We start from the raw sequence: 13,934 nt of genomic DNA, 5'->3' as shown, positions 1-13,934 counted from the left end.
TCACTTCCGCCTTTTCTGGACCTGCGGCGAAACCTTTTCGCCCGGCTTCAGGAACCCGGCCGCGCGCAGGACCACGCGCTCGGTGCCGTCGAGCCCGTCGACAATCGCAATCCCGTCATCGGTGATCAGGCCGGTGGTAACGTCGCGGCGGACGATCTTGTCGTCCTTGTCGACGATGTAGACGTAGCTTTGGCCGTCATCGTCCTGAATGGCACTTTCGGGCAGCCTCGGTGCGACCACCGCACCCGACGCGATCGTGGCGGTGGCGAAACCACCCGGCTTGAGGCCCGGCGCATAGGACAGCGCGATGCGCGCGGTGCCCTGGCGGGACTGGGAATCGATCACGGGATCGATCTGCCATACCTGGCCGGTAAAGGTGCGGTCGAGACCGACGGGCGTTACCTGGGCCGTCACGCCGGTGGAAATACGCGCCAGATCGTCTTCGCCGAGCTGCGCCATCAATTCCATTTCGCCGCCGCGCGCCATGAGGAAGACCGCACCGGTACCGCCGCCAACGACCTGACCGGGTTCGATATTGCGCTCGAGGATCAAGCCGGCTGCCGGGGCCACGATGCTGAGCTGTGCGGTGCGCGCCTGCAATTCGCCGAGCTGGGCCTTGGCCACTTCGACCCGCGCGACGGCCGCATCGCGGGTCGCGGTCAGACGGTCGACATCGGCCGTCGAGATGAAACCACGGTCGACCAGCTTGAGCGCGCGATCGAGATTGGCCTGCGCCAGTCGTGCATCCGATTCCGCGACGCGCACCTGCGCGCGCTGCTGCGAAACCTGCTGGCTCTGCACCGAGCGATCGAGCACCGCGAGAATCTGCCCCGCATTCACCCAATCGCCGGCATCGACCAGCACGCGGGACACCTGTCCGCCCGAGCCCTGGACCCCGACCGGCATTTCCCGCCGCGCGGCCAGCGTGCCGGTGGCGTTGATCTCTCCCTCGATCGTGGCGCTGCCGGGAACCATGACGGTGATGGCGGGGCCGGCCTCTTCCTGTTCCTGCACTGCGGCCGGAACCTGTTCTTCCCCACCACGGGTCAGAAACCACAGACCGCCGGCAACCAGCACGACGATCGCGCCGAGCACGATCCAGAGGCGGCGGCGCTTGCGGCGCTCATCGGCGTCCAGCGCGAACGGATCGTCCACCCGTGCAGCGTCCTGCGTTTCGATTTGCATTTCGGCGTTCATGTCGATCCCCATGGTGGAAATGGTGTATTACATTTCTATCACACCAATCTCAAGTCCGGGTTACGCTGCAGCGCGAAATACGACAATACCGCCTTCTGCGAACGGCTTATAATCGACGGCGAGCGATGCGTGCCCGCCACTGTCGAAACCCCGCTTGCACCGGACAAACGAAACGGGCGGCCCCGCAAGGGAGCCGCCCGTCGAAAGTCGCACCGGAGTGCGATTACCTATGGCGTAGCGTTATCGTACGCGACCACGCTGAACGAGATTGATGATTAGCAGCAGTACCACCGCGCCGATGAAGGCGGTGATGAGATAGTTGATCCACTCAGCGCCGACATTGATGTAGGCACCGAGCAGGAAACCACCGATCAGGCCGCCGATAATACCGACGACGATGTTGAGAAGAATTCCCATCGAGGCATCGCGTGCCATCACCATGCTGGCGAGCCAGCCTGCGATACCACCGACAATAATCATTACTAGAAAACCTGGCATTGCGTGCATCCTCCTGTTGCGTCCTAATTTCGGAACGGACCTGCGGGCGGGTGCGCGCTGTTGCCCGTCCCATCCGGTCAATCAAACGGTCGGTAAGGAAGATGTGTTCCCGTTGAGGCACCTAAATACCGAAAGGGCGCCCGCTCCCGGGTGGGAGTGGGCGCCCTGTCAGCTGTCAAATACCGGAAAATTCAGTATTTATGCTGGCGTTCGTACAAGTCTCGATAATGCTGGATGCGCGTCACCCGCAGGCCCTGCATGCCCGAGCGGTCCACCGCCCGTTGCCAGGAAGCGAACTCTTCAAGCGTGAGGTTGTAGCGTTCGCAGACCTCGTCGATCGTCAGCAGACCGCCATTGACGGCAGCGACGACCTCTGCCTTGCGGCGCACGACCCAGCGACGCGTATCGGGCTTCGGCAAGTCTTCGAGCCGCAGGGGCTCTCCGAGCGGGCCGATCACCGATTCCGGTCGTATCTTCTGGTTCTCGATCATCTAATCCCTCGTGTGGCCGGGCAAAGCTGTCCCGGCCTCCTCAGCCCCGTCTGACACCTGCGGCTTGCCATTGGTTGAAACCCTATGGTTAACGCCGCGTTTACCTTGGTTAACGCCACCCCCCGGGGCGCTGTGCGAATCTTCTGCCGTTTCTTCTCCCAGCGAGCCGATGCTTTCCGCCGATCCGGGCGAAAAACTGCCATTGCGACCCGCTTTTGCAGCCTCGTCGCCTGTCACCCGCACGCTGTGGGCGGCGTCGAGTCGGGCCCGCAGGGTTTCCCATTCCGGCCCCGGCGACTCGTCGGAATCCCGCGATTCCCGCGGCAATTGAGGCCATTCCGTCGGTGAGAAACCCATGGTCATGAGACTCGGCCTAGCAACACATGGCAAACGAAAGGTAAACCGTTCGAGCAAGCGATTGCGATGCCCCTGCCCACGCCCGGGAATTGCCGAGGCGCGCTCGAACGCCTATGTGAGCGCCATGCCCTCCACCGCCAGCCTTTCCAGCGCCGATCCGGCCGCGCTGTTCCAGCTTGCCGGCAACCTCGCCGACAAGCGCATCGTCGTCGCCATGTCGGGCGGGGTCGACAGTTCGGTCGTTGCCGCGCTCGCCGCGCGAACCGGGGCCGAGGTGATCGGGATCACCCTCCAGCTCTACGATCATGGCGAGGCCGTGGGCCGCGCGAAGAGCTGCTGCGCAGGCGACGATATCCGCGATGCCCGCCTGGTGGCCGATCGTCTGGGCATCGCCCATTACGTCTTCGACCATGCCTCGAGCTTTCGCGAAGAGGTGATCGACCAGTTCGCAGACGACTACATGCAGGGCCGCACGCCGATCCCCTGCATCCGCTGCAACATGGGCCCCAAGTTCAAGGATTTGCTGGGCATGGCGAAGGAACTGGGGGCGGATTGTCTCGCCACCGGCCATTACGTCCGGCGCGAGATAGGGCCTGCCGGGGCAGAACTGCACCGCGCGCTCGATCCGGCGCGCGACCAGTCCTATTTCCTTTACGCCACGACCGAGGAACAGCTCGACTATCTGCGCTTTCCTCTCGGCGGCCTGCCCAAGCAGGATGTGCGCGCACTGGCCGAAGAGGCCGGCCTGGTGGTCGCCAACAAGCCAGACAGCCAGGACATCTGCTTCGTGCCCGATGGCGATTACGCCCGCGTGGTGCGCAAGGTGCGCCCCGATGCCGAGGATACCGGCCCGATCGTCCATGCCGAAACCGGCGAGGAACTGGGCACACATCGCGGGGTGATCCACTACACCGTCGGCCAGCGCCGCGGGCTCGAAATCGGCGGACAGGCCGAGCCGCTTTACGTGGTCCGGATCGATGCCGAAAAGCGTGCTGTGGTGGTCGGCCCCAAACGCCTGCTGGGTGTTGCCGCGGCGCGGATCATCGAAACCAACCGGATCGGCCCGGTGCCCGAAGCGCCGCTCACCGCCAAGGTCCGTTCGCTGTCCAAGCCGGTGCCGGTCACGCTCGACGGGCCGCTGGGCGATGGCGCGGCGGTCTCGATCCGGTTCGAAACGCCCGAATACGGCGTCGCGCCGGGACAGGCGGCGGTGATCTATGCCGGGGACCGTGTCATCGGCGGGGGCTGGATCTCTTCGACCGAGCCTGTCGCCACCAGCGACGCCTAGTTCTCCCACTCCTCGAGCACGCAGCCATAGCCTTTGCGATAGGTCGCGGTCTGGCTCGATACGAGCGGGAAGGTCGCGGTCACGCTTTTCGCTTCGGGATCCTCGCTCAACCGGATGAGCTCCATCCCGTCTTCGAAATCCTTGCGGCAATCGCCGAGCGAGCGCCCGCCGATATACCGGCACGAACAGGCGACGCGCGCGCCGTAGGACGTGCCGGTCACGGCAAAGTCCGACACCGTCTTTCCATAGACTGCCCAGGCCGCGCCCAGCGCCAGTACGATCAGCAGCGCCACCCAGCCGAGCACGCTCGGCCAGCGGCGGCGGGGCCGTGGCGTTGTGCGAGGCGGGTCGGGGGGCACGTTTGCGGTTGCCATGGCGCGAGGCTTTGCGCATCAGTCGCCGCGATGTCCAGCCGCTTGCTCGCCACCCTGCCGCTCCTGCCCGCTTTCCTGCTCGCAGCATGTTCGGGCGATCCCGAATACGACCCGGAAACATCGCCCCTGGCCGAATCGGCGTATGAAGGTGTGGTGGAAGAACCCAACGTTTCGCGTGAGGCGCTGGCGCGGCGAGTCGATGCGCTGTTCGCCGAGGATGTTGCGGAAACGCGCGCGGTCGTTGTGGTGCACGACGGGGCGACCATCGTCGAACGATACGCCCCGGGATACGATGCCGAGACCCGCTTCGTCAGTTGGTCGATGGCCAAGACCGTCACCGGGGTCCTGATCGGCATGCTGGTCACCGATGGCCTGCTCAGCCTCGATGAAAGCGCGCCGGTGCCGGCCTGGACGCGGCCCGGCGATCCGCGCGGCGAGATCACGCTGCGGCAATTGCTCCAGATGCGGTCGGGGCTCACCCACACCGAAGCGGGCGATCCGATTTACGAATCGGACGAGGTCCGCATGCTGTTTACCGACGGACGCGACGACATGGCGGCCTATGCCGAGGCGCAGAGTCTCGAGGCCGACCCGGGCGAGAAGTTCGAATATTCGAGCAACACCACCGTGATCCTGGCGGACATCGCGGCGCGCACGCTGGCGACTGCGGATACGCCCGAGGTGCGCCGCCGCGCGGTCGACGACTATCTGCGCACCCGCCTGTTCGGCCCGCTGGGGATGGATTCGATGGTCCCCGAATACGATGCCTCGGGCACGCTGGTGGGTGGCAGTCTGATGCACGCAACCGCCCGCGACTGGGCGAAGTTCGGCGAATTCCTGCGCCGGGGCGGCAATGTCGGCGGCGTGCAGGTCGTTCCGCGCCGCTGGATCGACTTCATGATCACGCCGAGCCCGCGCGCACCCGATTACGGTGCGCAGATCTGGCTCAACCGGCCATCGGGCACCGAGCGGAAATCGCTGTTCCCCGATGACGCGCCGCAAAGCGCCTTCGCGATGATCGGCCATCTGGGTCAGTATGTGTTCGTTTCACCGAGCCAGCAATTGACGGTGGTACGGCTGGGCAAGACCCCGGACGGCGATTTGCGAAACGGCGTGGTACGCCGGATCGCGCGGCTGACGCAGCTTTTCCAGAACTGAAGCGGCGAAATTACAGTCTGAACGTTCCCTCGACCACCGTCACGCAGGGGCCGCCGAGCCACACGCGCGCGCCGTCGACACCGCAACGCACGTGACCGCCGCGTGCGGATGCCTGGAAAGCGGTGAATTCGTCGCGGCCGAGCCGCTCGGCCCAGAATGGAGCCAGCGCCGCATGGGCGGAGCCGGTCACGCTGTCTTCCGGAACACCCCATGCCGGCACGAACACCCGGCTGACGACATCGGTCGAATCCCCGGGCGCGGTGCAGATCGCCATCCGGTCGATCTGCTCGAGCGCTCGCATGTCGGGCGCGAGTGCGCGCACTTGCGATTCGTCGTCGAGCAATATGATTGCCGTCTGCTCGGCCCCCTGGACCGTATCGAACACCGCGGCATCGCCAGTGCCTAGCGCGCCCGACAGGTCGGGCATGGCGCGCTGCTCGACGCGACTCGTCGGCAAGGCGAGCTCATAGGCCCCGCCTTGCCTGCGCACTTCGAGCACGCCGGCGTTCCTCGTGCGGAACAGGACCTTCTCTCCTCCATCCCGCGACAGCACCACGTGCCCGCTCGCCAGCGTCGCGTGGCCGCACATCTTCACTTCGCTGGTCGGCGTGAACCAGCGCAACTCCCAGTCGGCCACGCCGCTGTCGTCGCGAACGAGGAAGGCGGTTTCGGCAAAATTATTCTCGGCCCCGATCGCCTGCAAGGTCGCATCCGGCAACCACTTGTCGAGCACCATCACCGCCGCCTGATTGCCGCCGAACGGGGCATCGGCAAAGGCGTCGACGTGCCAATAGGGTATCGCCGTCATGTCTTGTCCTCCAGCGCTTCGAACTCGTCCTGTTCGACCAGCGGATTGTCGGGTTCATCGACATGGCCCATCGGATCGATATGAATCAGCAATTCCATCTCGGGGAAATGCGCGCACAGATCGCTCTCGACCCGCTCGATGATCTCGTGCGCCTGCTCGACCGTCATGTTCCCCGGCAGATCGACATGGAACTGGACGAAATCCTGCGAGCCACTCGAACGCGTGCGCAGATCATGCAGGTTCGACAATTCGGGGTGGCGCGCGGCGAGTTCGACGAAGCGAAGGCGCTTCTCGTCCGGCCATTCGCGATCGAGCAATTGGTCGACGGCCTCGGTTGCGGCGCGGAAGCCCCCCCACAGCAGCCATAGCGCGATAGCGAAGCCGAACACCGGATCGGCTCCGGCCAGGCCAAGCCATGATTCGAGCAGCAGCGCCACGATCACCGCGAAGTTGAGCAGGATGTCGGACTGGTAGTGGACGTGATCGGCATGGATCGCGACCGACCGTGTGCGCGCGATCACATAGCGCTGCCAGGCCAGCAGCCCGATCGTGGCGACGATCGCGATTCCCGAGACGAGGATCCCGTCACCGGGCGCTTCGACGGCGGTATCGGCCGCGATCAGTCGCATGGCCGAACGCACGATGATTGCCGTCGCCGAGATCGCGATCAGCACCACCTGGAACATCGCCGCCAGCGCCTCAGCCTTGCCATGGCCGAAGCGATGATCGTGGTCGGCCGGTTGGGCCGCGAACCAGACCCCGATGAGGGTCGCAAAACTTGCGACGAGGTCGAGCGCGGTGTCGGCCAGGCTGCCGAGCATCGCGGTCGATCCGGTGCGCCACGCGGCCCAGACCTTGAGCCCCACGAGCAGCAGGGCAACCGACATCGAGGCCAGTGCCGCCGATCGGGTCAGCCGGGCGCGTTCGGCGTCCACCATCACGGATACAACAGCGTGGAGGTCCACCCCTCGGCGGAGCGGGTGTAGAGTCGCCGGTCGTGCAGGCGATTGGCCCGATCGGACCACAATTCGACGAAACGCGGCGCGACGCGAAAGCCCGTCCAGTGCGGCGGGCGCGGCACGTCCTGCCCTTCATAGCGAGCCTCGACCTCGGCGATCCGCTCGAGGAAGGTTGCCCGTTCGTCGAGCGCGGCGGATTGCTGCGAGGCATGCGCGCCGATTTGCGAATCGCGCGGACGGCTGGCGAAATAGGCATCCGCTTCTTCGTCCGAAACCTGTTCGAGCGGCCCTTCGATCCGCACCTGGCGCCCCAGCGTCTTCCAGTAGAACAGCAACGCAACTTGCGGGTTCTGCCCGATCTCCATGCCCTTCCGGCTCAGCCCGTTGGTGTAGAAGGTGAACCCGTCCGGGCTCCAGTCCTTCAGCAGCACCATCCGCACCGACGGCGCGCCGCCCGGCGTCGCGGTGGCGAGCGCCATGGCGTTGGCATTGTTTGGCTCGCTCGCTTCGGCTTCTTCGAACCAGGTGGCAAACAGGCCGAACGGTTCGGTCTGGGGAAGCTGGCTTTCACTATCGTTCATTGGAGACATGGACCGGGTGTTACACTGTTCAGAAGCAAAAAAGTCTTCGCCCACTCCGACGCCAAATCGACGTGGCTGGTGCTGGACGAAAACGCGTTCATGATCCGCTATCTAGAGCGCTGCCCGACTGTAGGAAAGGGGCAGACCTCCCGTGGCACCACTCAGGAACGCAACGCGACGCCGGCAGCATCCGCAGGCCAAACTTTGACACAGCGTGCACTTTGCATTACAAAGTGATTCGCAAATCAACAAAGGAGGCTTGCATGTTGCTCAAATCCACTGCCATCACCACTGCCCTGATCGGCGCGATCGCCACATCCCCCGCCTTGGCCGGCGACGTCGAGATCGTCCTCGACGAAGTGCGCGGCGAAGCGGGTACCCTTTATGTGTCGCTGCAGACCGAGGAGCAGTTCCTGAAAGAAGAGGGGATCGTCGGAGAAATCATCGACGATCCGCAAGCCGGCACGGTGACCGTGCGCTTTACCGACGTGCCCGAAGGGGCGTATTCGTTTACCGCCTGGCACGATATCGACCGGGACGGACAATTCACCATGGGATCGCGTGGCCCGCTCGATGGCTGGGCGATGGTCGGCGGCGCGCAATTGCGCGGTGAACCGGTCTTCGCCGAGCAAAGCTTCACCGTCGGCCAGGGCACCGCTCGTGTTCGCGAAACCATGATTTACCCCGCTCAGGAGCGATAGGATGACCGATACCCTCTCCTCGCCGGCGAATCCGATCGCGCATGACGATCTCGCCCGGCTGCGCGCACTGGCCGAGGAGGGGCGCATCCGCCCCCTGCTCGGCGGCCGCGAACTCGTGCTCTACGGCGTCGCCATCGCCTTGGCCGCCATGCTCCACGCCTTGATCGGAATGCGCGTGCTGGCGTGGCCCCTGTGGTCGATCGCCGCAGTGTGGCTCGTCATCATGAGCGCAACCGGCCTCGTCGCCCGGGCTGCTCGCGCGAGCGAGGATCGGCCGGCTCCTGCAACCACCGCAGCGCTGGTCGAACGGCAGGTGTGGCAAGTGGCGGGCGCGACGCTCGGCACGCTGGCGCTCGCGATCCTTGCTTACGCCTATCTTGCCCTGTCGCGCGGGGACGATACCGGTTTCCGGCTGTTCGTCCTGATGCCTCCGGTCGTGTTCGGGGTCTATGCGATCGCCATGGCGGCAAGCGCCACGGCCGCGCATTCGGATACGCTGCGCCCCTTCGCCGTGCTGTCGATCGCCTTCCTGGTCGCCACGACATTGCTGGCCGGAACGGCGTGGCAATTGTTCGCCACCGCATTGGGCGGGATCGTGGTGTCGGTGGTTCCCGGCATGCTGCTGCTCCGGCGCGAGCGCGATCGTGGCTGAGCCCCCGCACGACTATCGCAGGATCGACGATCTCATCCACGGGCGGGTGCGGCTGGCGATCATGGCGTATCTCTCCGGTGCCGAAGCCGCCGATTTCGCCACGCTGCGCGAGAAGACCGGCGTGACCGACGGCAACCTCTCGACCCATCTCAGCAAGCTCGAACAGGCGGGTTACGTCCGTCTCGAAAAGCAATTCCGGGACAAACGCCCGCTCACCACCGTCCATTTGAGCGAAGCGGGCCGGGACGCCTGGATCGAATATCTCGACCGGATGCGCGGCTTGCTGTTCGACGAGTGATCGCGGTTAGGCGTCCGGGAAACTTGCAGTCCATCGGTGGTTTACCTAGCTAACCCACATGGCTGACCCTTATGCGATCCTCGGTGTACCCCGCTCGGCGAGCGAGAAGGAAATCAAGAGCGCCTATCGCAAGCTTGCGAAAGAGCTCCACCCCGACCGCAACAAGGACAATCCGCAGGCGGCGGACAAGTTCTCCGATGCGACGAAGGCGTACGACCTGCTGTCCGACAAGGAGAAGCGGGCCCAGTACGATTCCGGGCAGATCGACATCGACGGCAATCCCAAATCGCCGTTCGGAGCCGGCGGCTTCGGCGGTGGCGCGCGTCCGGGCGGTGGCCAAGGCGGATTCCGTCCCGAAGATTTCGGCGGCTTCAGCGGTGGTGGCGGCGAGGAAGTCGATCTCGGCGATCTTTTCGAAGGCCTGTTCGGTCGCCGCGGCGGACCCGACCCCCGTGCGGGCATGGGCGGCGCCAGAGGCGGTAATTTCGGTCGCCGTTCCGCGCCCCCGAGCAAGGGGGCCGATATCAAGTATCGCCTGCGCGTCCCCTTCACCGATGCCGCGACGCGCAAGGACCAGCGGATCACGCTGGCCGACGGCAAGACGATCGACCTCAAGCTGCCCGCCGGGGTCGAGAACGGCACTACGATGCGTCTCAAGGGCAAGGGCGAGCAAGGCCCCGGCGGCGCGGGCGACGGAATCGTCGAGATCGCGGTCGACAGCCACGCAAATTTCCGCCGCGACGGCGACAATATCCGCCTCGACGTGCCGATTGGCGTCGATGAAGCGGTGCGCGGAGCCAAGGTTCGGGTTCCGACCGTCGATGGTGCCGTCATGCTGACGATCAAGCCCGGCATGTCGGGCGGCACCACCATGCGGTTGAGCGGCAAGGGCTGGTCGAAAAAATCCGGCGGACGCGGCGACCAGTTGGCGACGCTGAAAATCCAGCTGCCCGACAATGTCGACGACCTCGCCGCCAAGCTCGAAGGCTGGACCGATTCGACCGATCATCGCGCCGATCTGACGGGATAATGGCGGCCAAGGCTACCGAACTGGTCGAGGGAGAGGCCAAGGCGCTTCCTCCGCCCGAAAAGCGCCCACCGCCCAATTTGACGCCCGAAGGCCGCCGCAAGGAGGCCTTGCGCTATCGCGTGCGGCAGCGGATCGGCCCCGGCACGCGCTTCTTCCAGGTGCTCAAGCGGGTCGGGGCTGGGGCCTGGAACGACGGCATGATTCATGCCGGCAACCTCGCCTATCTCTCGATCGTCGCGCTGTTTCCGTTCTTCGTCACCGCGACCGCAATCTTCAACGCCTTCGGTGAAGCCGAAGACCGCGCCGCCGCGATCGTCACCATTCTCGTTACCCTGCCCAAGCCGGTGGCCGATGCCGTCGGCCCGGTCGCGTTCGACATCATCGATGCGCGCAGCGGGTGGCTGCTATGGGCCGGCGGGTTCGTGGGCCTGTGGACGGTCGGCAGCCTGATCGAGACCATCCGCGACATCCTGCGCCGCGCTTACGGGACCGAGCCGGCCGTGGCCTTCTGGCGCTATCGCCTGTTCACCACCGGGATCATCGTGATCGCGGTGTTGCTGATCATGCTGTCGCTGTTCGTGCAAGTCGCCATCGGCGCCGCGCAGGAAGTGATCGCGGCCTACCTGCCGGGGCTCGAAAACGTGCTGTCCGATCTTGCCCTGTCGCGGATCGCGCCCGCTTTCGTGCTGTTCGGGTCGCTCTACATGCTGTTCTATGCGCTGACGCCGAGCCATTATCGCGCGCGCCGCTATCCGAAATGGCCGGGCGCCCTGTTCGTCACCGTGTGGTGGGCTACGGTGACCCTCGCCCTGCCCGCGGTGATCCGCTCTTTCTTCAGCTACGATCTCACCTATGGCAGCCTGGCAGGCGTGATGATCGTGCTTTTCTTTTTCTGGCTCGTCGGACTAGGGGTGGTTATCGGCGCCGAGCTCAACGCCGCGCTTGCCGAGACACCCGAGGAAGCTGAAAACCACTTGGGGCGGGCAGACGATCGCGAACGCGAAGCGAAAGAGCGCGCGGCGCACAAAGAAGACGAAGACGAAAGGGAAGAATGATGAGCGGATTGATGGCCGGCAAGAAGGGGCTCATCATGGGCCTCGCCAACGACAAGTCGCTGGCCTGGGGCATCGCCAAGCAATTGCACGAACAGGGCGCCGAAATGGCGTTTTCCTATCAGGGCGAAGCGCTCAAGAAGCGCGTCGGCCCGCTGGCAGCGCAATTGGACAGCGATTTCTTGGTCGAATGCGATGTCTCGGACATGGATGCGCTCGATGCGACCTTCGCCGAGATCCAGCAGCGCTGGGGCAAGCTTGACTTCCTCGTCCACGCGATCGGCTTTTCGGACAAGAGCGAGCTGCGCGGGAAGTATGTCGACACCAGCCTCGACAATTTCCTGATGACGATGAACATCTCCGCCTATAGCCTCGTCGCGGCGTCCAAGCGCGCCTATCCGCTGATGAAGGAAGGCGGATCGATCCTGACGCTGTCCTATTACGGCGCCGAAAAGGTGGTGCCGCATTACAACGTGATGGGCGTGGCCAAGGCCGCACTCGAAACCAGCGTGCATTACCTCGCCAACGATCTCGGCCCCGACAACATCCGCGTCAACGCGATCAGCGCGGGCCCGATCAAGACGTTGGCGGCGAGCGGGATCGGCGATTTCCGCTACATCCTCAAATGGAACGAACTCAATTCGCCTTTGCGGCGCAACGTTACGATCGACGATGTCGGCGGCGCGGGGCTTTATCTGCTGTCGGATCTCTCGTCGGGCGTGACCGGCGAAGTGCACCACGTCGATGCGGGCTACCACACCGTCGGCATGAAGCAGGTCGACGCGCCCGATATCGCGCTCGACTGAGCCTGCCTCAGTAACGCATGCGCGAAAGCTCGACCGCTTGGCGCGACCGTCAGCGTCGCTCTGTCGAACGTGAACGGGCGAGCAATCGTCGCATTGCTCGGCATTTCGGCCTGCTGCTGATGGGGCGCTGAACGCAGGGCGAGCGCAAGGGGTGACACGCGTTTGCGCCCTTGATAGGGCGGCGGCGTTCGGCGCATTCCATTGCGCGCATGAGGAAATATCTGTGAAGGGCATCATTCTCGCCGGTGGCAGCGGCACCCGGCTTTACCCGGCGACCATGGCTCTCTCGAAGCAGCTTCTGCCGGTGTTCGACAAACCCATGATCTACTACCCGCTCAGCGTGCTGATGCTGGCGGGGATCCGAGAAATCCTGGTTATTTCGACCCCGCGCGACCTCCCGATGTTCGAGCAATTGCTGGGTGACGGTTCGGCCTTCGGCGTCGATCTGAGCTATGCTGTCCAGCCCGAGCCCAACGGGCTTGCCGAAGCCTTCATCATCGGCGCGGATTTCGTCAATGGCCAGCCGAGCGCGCTGATCCTGGGCGACAATATCTATCATGGCGAGAAAATGGGCGAGAAATGCCGCGCCGCGGCCGCCGAAGCTGCGGCGGGCGGGGCGAACGTCTTCGCCTATCATGTCGACGATCCGGAACGCTATGGCGTCGCCGCTTTCGATCCCGAAACCGGCAAGGCCACCAGCATCGAGGAAAAGCCCGCCAACCCCAAGTCGAACTGGGCGGTTACGGGCCTCTATTTCTACGACAAGGACGTGACCGCGATCGCGAAGGACGTGAAACCCAGCGCGCGAGGTGAGCTGGAGATCACCGACGTCAATCGCGCCTATATGGAGCGCGGCGACCTGCACATCACGCGCCTGGGTCGCGGCTATGCCTGGCTCGACACCGGCACGCATGAAAGCCTCCACGAAGCCTCCAGCTTCGTGCGCACGCTCGAGCATCGCACCGGCATCAAGATCGCCTGCCCAGAGGAAATCGCCTTCCGCCAGGGCTGGCTCGAGGCCGACACGGTGCTCGAACGCAGCGCTATGATGGGCAAGACCGGCTATGGCGCCTATCTCAAGCGGATCGTGGAGAACCCGGCATGACCGAATTCATCCGCCACGCCATTCCCGAGGTGATCGAAGTCCGCCCACCCAAATACGGCGACCATCGCGGCTTCTTTTCCGAAGTTTTCAAGCGCTCCGCCTTCGAAGACGCTGGCATCGACATCGACTGGATCCAGGACAACCAGTCCTTCTCCGCCGCCGTCGGCACGGTGCGCGGGCTGCATTTCCAGGTCCCGCCGGTGGGGCAGGACAAGCTGGTACGCGTGCTGCGCGGAGCGATCTACGATGTCGCGGTCGATATCCGCAAGGGATCGCCGACCTATGGCAAATGGGTCGGCGTGGAGCTGTCGGCGGAGAAGTGGAACCAACTGCTGGTGCCGATCGGGTTTGCGCATTGCTTCATGACGATCGAGCCCGACACCGAAGTGCTCTACAAGGTCAGCGGGCCCTATTCGAAGGAGCATGAGGGCGCGATCCGCTGGAACGACCCGGCGCTGGGCATCGACTGGCCCGATCCCAAAGAGAAGTTCGGCGTGGAGCCCACGCTTTCGAACAAGGACGAGGTCGCCCCGTTTCTCGCCGATTTCGACTCCCCGTTCACCTTCGAAGGTTAAGTCT

At 64.6% G+C, this 13,934-nt stretch carries 18 protein-coding genes; 10 read left to right on the top strand and 8 right to left on the bottom strand.

The genetic code is table 11. The features are described from left to right. From GRI68_RS12155 to GRI68_RS12140, 4 genes are all read right to left on the bottom strand, one after another. Positions 1-1,197 (bottom strand): efflux RND transporter periplasmic adaptor subunit, encoded by a 1,197-nt coding sequence (locus tag GRI68_RS12155; RefSeq protein WP_160617977.1) that lies wholly within the window; start codon positions 1,195-1,197, stop codon positions 1-3. 240 nt (positions 1,198-1,437) lie between these two features. Next, the gene (locus tag GRI68_RS12150; RefSeq protein WP_407643353.1) at positions 1,438-1,677 is read right to left on the bottom strand and encodes a GlsB/YeaQ/YmgE family stress response membrane protein; all 240 of its coding nucleotides are present in this window, start codon (positions 1,675-1,677) and stop codon (positions 1,438-1,440) included. Positions 1,678-1,886: 209 nt separating this feature from the next. Continuing rightward, positions 1,887-2,186, bottom strand: a complete 300-nt coding sequence (gene sciP, locus GRI68_RS12145; protein WP_160617505.1) for a CtrA inhibitor SciP — start codon at positions 2,184-2,186, stop codon at positions 1,887-1,889. Continuing rightward, a complete protein-coding gene (locus GRI68_RS12140) occupies positions 2,187-2,549 on the bottom strand; it encodes a hypothetical protein (protein WP_160617503.1) in 363 nt (120 codons plus the stop codon). A gap of 118 nt (positions 2,550-2,667) precedes the next feature. Here GRI68_RS12140 and mnmA point away from each other — a divergent pair, with 118 nt between their 5' ends. Then, positions 2,668-3,831 carry a tRNA 2-thiouridine(34) synthase MnmA gene (gene mnmA, locus GRI68_RS12135; RefSeq protein WP_160617501.1) on the top strand — a complete coding sequence of 388 codons (1,164 nt, stop codon included), beginning with the start codon at positions 2,668-2,670 and terminating at the stop codon, positions 3,829-3,831. Here the strand turns inward: mnmA and GRI68_RS12130 are convergent. Next, entirely contained in the window at positions 3,828-4,136 is a 309-nt protein-coding gene (locus GRI68_RS12130) for a hypothetical protein (RefSeq protein WP_325063807.1), read from the bottom strand. The two genes, mnmA and GRI68_RS12130, sit on opposite strands and share 4 nt — an antisense overlap. A gap of 99 nt (positions 4,137-4,235) precedes the next feature. Here GRI68_RS12130 and GRI68_RS12125 point away from each other — a divergent pair, with 99 nt between their 5' ends. Continuing rightward, a complete protein-coding gene (locus GRI68_RS12125; protein ID WP_160617498.1) occupies positions 4,236-5,363 on the top strand; it encodes a serine hydrolase domain-containing protein in 1,128 nt (375 codons plus the stop codon). 10 nt (positions 5,364-5,373) lie between these two features. On the opposite strand, the gene GRI68_RS12120 is transcribed toward GRI68_RS12125, so the two are convergent. The 3 genes from GRI68_RS12120 to pdxH are packed head-to-tail and all read right to left on the bottom strand — an operon-like array spanning position 5,374 to position 7,711. Continuing rightward, positions 5,374-6,171, bottom strand: coding sequence for a PhzF family phenazine biosynthesis protein (locus GRI68_RS12120; RefSeq protein ID WP_160617496.1), 798 nt, complete (start codon positions 6,169-6,171; stop codon positions 5,374-5,376). Beyond that, complete coding sequence (locus tag GRI68_RS12115) at positions 6,168-7,109, bottom strand: cation diffusion facilitator family transporter (protein WP_160617976.1); 942 nt, start codon at positions 7,107-7,109, stop codon at positions 6,168-6,170. Before GRI68_RS12115 ends, GRI68_RS12120 begins: the two co-directional genes overlap by 4 nt. Next, positions 7,109-7,711, bottom strand: coding sequence for a pyridoxamine 5'-phosphate oxidase (pdxH, locus tag GRI68_RS12110; RefSeq protein WP_160617494.1), 603 nt, complete (start codon positions 7,709-7,711; stop codon positions 7,109-7,111). Before pdxH ends, GRI68_RS12115 begins: the two co-directional genes overlap by 1 nt. Before the next feature lie 263 nt (positions 7,712-7,974). Here pdxH and GRI68_RS12105 point away from each other — a divergent pair, with 263 nt between their 5' ends. The 8 genes from GRI68_RS12105 (at position 7,975) to rfbC (ending at position 13,930) form a co-directional block, all read left to right on the top strand. Beyond that, on the top strand, positions 7,975-8,412 hold the full coding sequence (locus GRI68_RS12105; RefSeq protein WP_160617492.1) for a DUF2141 domain-containing protein: 438 nt from the start codon (positions 7,975-7,977) through the stop codon (positions 8,410-8,412). Between the two features lies 1 nt (position 8,413). Continuing rightward, positions 8,414-9,064, top strand: a complete 651-nt coding sequence (locus GRI68_RS13800; protein WP_234028796.1) for a hypothetical protein — start codon at positions 8,414-8,416, stop codon at positions 9,062-9,064. After that, the gene (locus GRI68_RS13795; RefSeq protein WP_325063806.1) at positions 9,057-9,362 is read left to right on the top strand and encodes a winged helix-turn-helix domain-containing protein; all 306 of its coding nucleotides are present in this window, start codon (positions 9,057-9,059) and stop codon (positions 9,360-9,362) included. The genes GRI68_RS13800 and GRI68_RS13795 overlap by 8 nt, the downstream gene beginning before the upstream one ends. 58 nt (positions 9,363-9,420) lie before the next feature. Next, the gene (locus tag GRI68_RS12095) at positions 9,421-10,392 is read left to right on the top strand and encodes a DnaJ C-terminal domain-containing protein (RefSeq protein WP_160617489.1); all 972 of its coding nucleotides are present in this window, start codon (positions 9,421-9,423) and stop codon (positions 10,390-10,392) included. Next, entirely contained in the window at positions 10,392-11,447 is a 1,056-nt protein-coding gene (locus GRI68_RS12090) for a YihY/virulence factor BrkB family protein (protein WP_160617487.1), read from the top strand. The genes GRI68_RS12095 and GRI68_RS12090 overlap by 1 nt, the downstream gene beginning before the upstream one ends. Then, positions 11,447-12,250 carry an enoyl-ACP reductase FabI gene (gene fabI / locus GRI68_RS12085; protein WP_160617485.1) on the top strand — a complete coding sequence of 268 codons (804 nt, stop codon included), beginning with the start codon at positions 11,447-11,449 and terminating at the stop codon, positions 12,248-12,250. The genes GRI68_RS12090 and fabI overlap by 1 nt, the downstream gene beginning before the upstream one ends. A 223-nt stretch (positions 12,251-12,473) precedes the next feature. Further along, the gene (gene rfbA, locus GRI68_RS12080; protein WP_160617484.1) at positions 12,474-13,355 is read left to right on the top strand and encodes a glucose-1-phosphate thymidylyltransferase RfbA; all 882 of its coding nucleotides are present in this window, start codon (positions 12,474-12,476) and stop codon (positions 13,353-13,355) included. Then, entirely contained in the window at positions 13,352-13,930 is a 579-nt protein-coding gene (rfbC, locus tag GRI68_RS12075) for a dTDP-4-dehydrorhamnose 3,5-epimerase (protein WP_160617483.1), read from the top strand. Before rfbA ends, rfbC begins: the two co-directional genes overlap by 4 nt. Positions 13,931-13,934 lie beyond the last annotated feature (4 nt).

Source organism: Alteriqipengyuania halimionae (genome assembly GCF_009827575.1).
Lineage (GTDB): Bacteria > Pseudomonadota > Alphaproteobacteria > Sphingomonadales > Sphingomonadaceae > Alteriqipengyuania_A > Alteriqipengyuania_A halimionae.
The sequence above is the reverse complement of the archived record's forward strand: the minus strand, read 5'-3'. Positions and strand labels throughout refer to the sequence as shown.

What these genes read in the sequence shown, in the direction of transcription:
- GRI68_RS12155 (WP_160617977.1), bottom strand. Translation starts at nt 1,197, where the DNA reads ATGAACGCCGAAATGCAAATCGAAACGCAGGACGCTGCACGGGTGGAC.
- GRI68_RS12150 (WP_407643353.1), bottom strand. Translation starts at nt 1,677, where the DNA reads ATGATTATTGTCGGTGGTATCGCAGGCTGGCTCGCCAGCATGGTGATG.
- sciP (WP_160617505.1), bottom strand. Translation starts at nt 2,186, where the DNA reads ATGATCGAGAACCAGAAGATACGACCGGAATCGGTGATCGGCCCGCTC.
- GRI68_RS12140 (WP_160617503.1), bottom strand. Translation starts at nt 2,549, where the DNA reads ATGACCATGGGTTTCTCACCGACGGAATGGCCTCAATTGCCGCGGGAA.
- mnmA (WP_160617501.1), top strand. Translation starts at nt 2,668, where the DNA reads ATGCCCTCCACCGCCAGCCTTTCCAGCGCCGATCCGGCCGCGCTGTTC.
- GRI68_RS12125 (WP_160617498.1), top strand. Translation starts at nt 4,236, where the DNA reads ATGTCCAGCCGCTTGCTCGCCACCCTGCCGCTCCTGCCCGCTTTCCTG.
- GRI68_RS12120 (WP_160617496.1), bottom strand. Translation starts at nt 6,171, where the DNA reads ATGACGGCGATACCCTATTGGCACGTCGACGCCTTTGCCGATGCCCCG.
- GRI68_RS12115 (WP_160617976.1), bottom strand. Translation starts at nt 7,109, where the DNA reads ATGGTGGACGCCGAACGCGCCCGGCTGACCCGATCGGCGGCACTGGCC.
- pdxH (WP_160617494.1), bottom strand. Translation starts at nt 7,711, where the DNA reads ATGAACGATAGTGAAAGCCAGCTTCCCCAGACCGAACCGTTCGGCCTG.
- GRI68_RS12105 (WP_160617492.1), top strand. Translation starts at nt 7,975, where the DNA reads ATGTTGCTCAAATCCACTGCCATCACCACTGCCCTGATCGGCGCGATC.
- GRI68_RS13800 (WP_234028796.1), top strand. Translation starts at nt 8,414, where the DNA reads ATGACCGATACCCTCTCCTCGCCGGCGAATCCGATCGCGCATGACGAT.
- GRI68_RS12095 (WP_160617489.1), top strand. Translation starts at nt 9,421, where the DNA reads ATGGCTGACCCTTATGCGATCCTCGGTGTACCCCGCTCGGCGAGCGAG.
- GRI68_RS12090 (WP_160617487.1), top strand. Translation starts at nt 10,392, where the DNA reads ATGGCGGCCAAGGCTACCGAACTGGTCGAGGGAGAGGCCAAGGCGCTT.
- fabI (WP_160617485.1), top strand. Translation starts at nt 11,447, where the DNA reads ATGAGCGGATTGATGGCCGGCAAGAAGGGGCTCATCATGGGCCTCGCC.
- rfbC (WP_160617483.1), top strand. Translation starts at nt 13,352, where the DNA reads ATGACCGAATTCATCCGCCACGCCATTCCCGAGGTGATCGAAGTCCGC.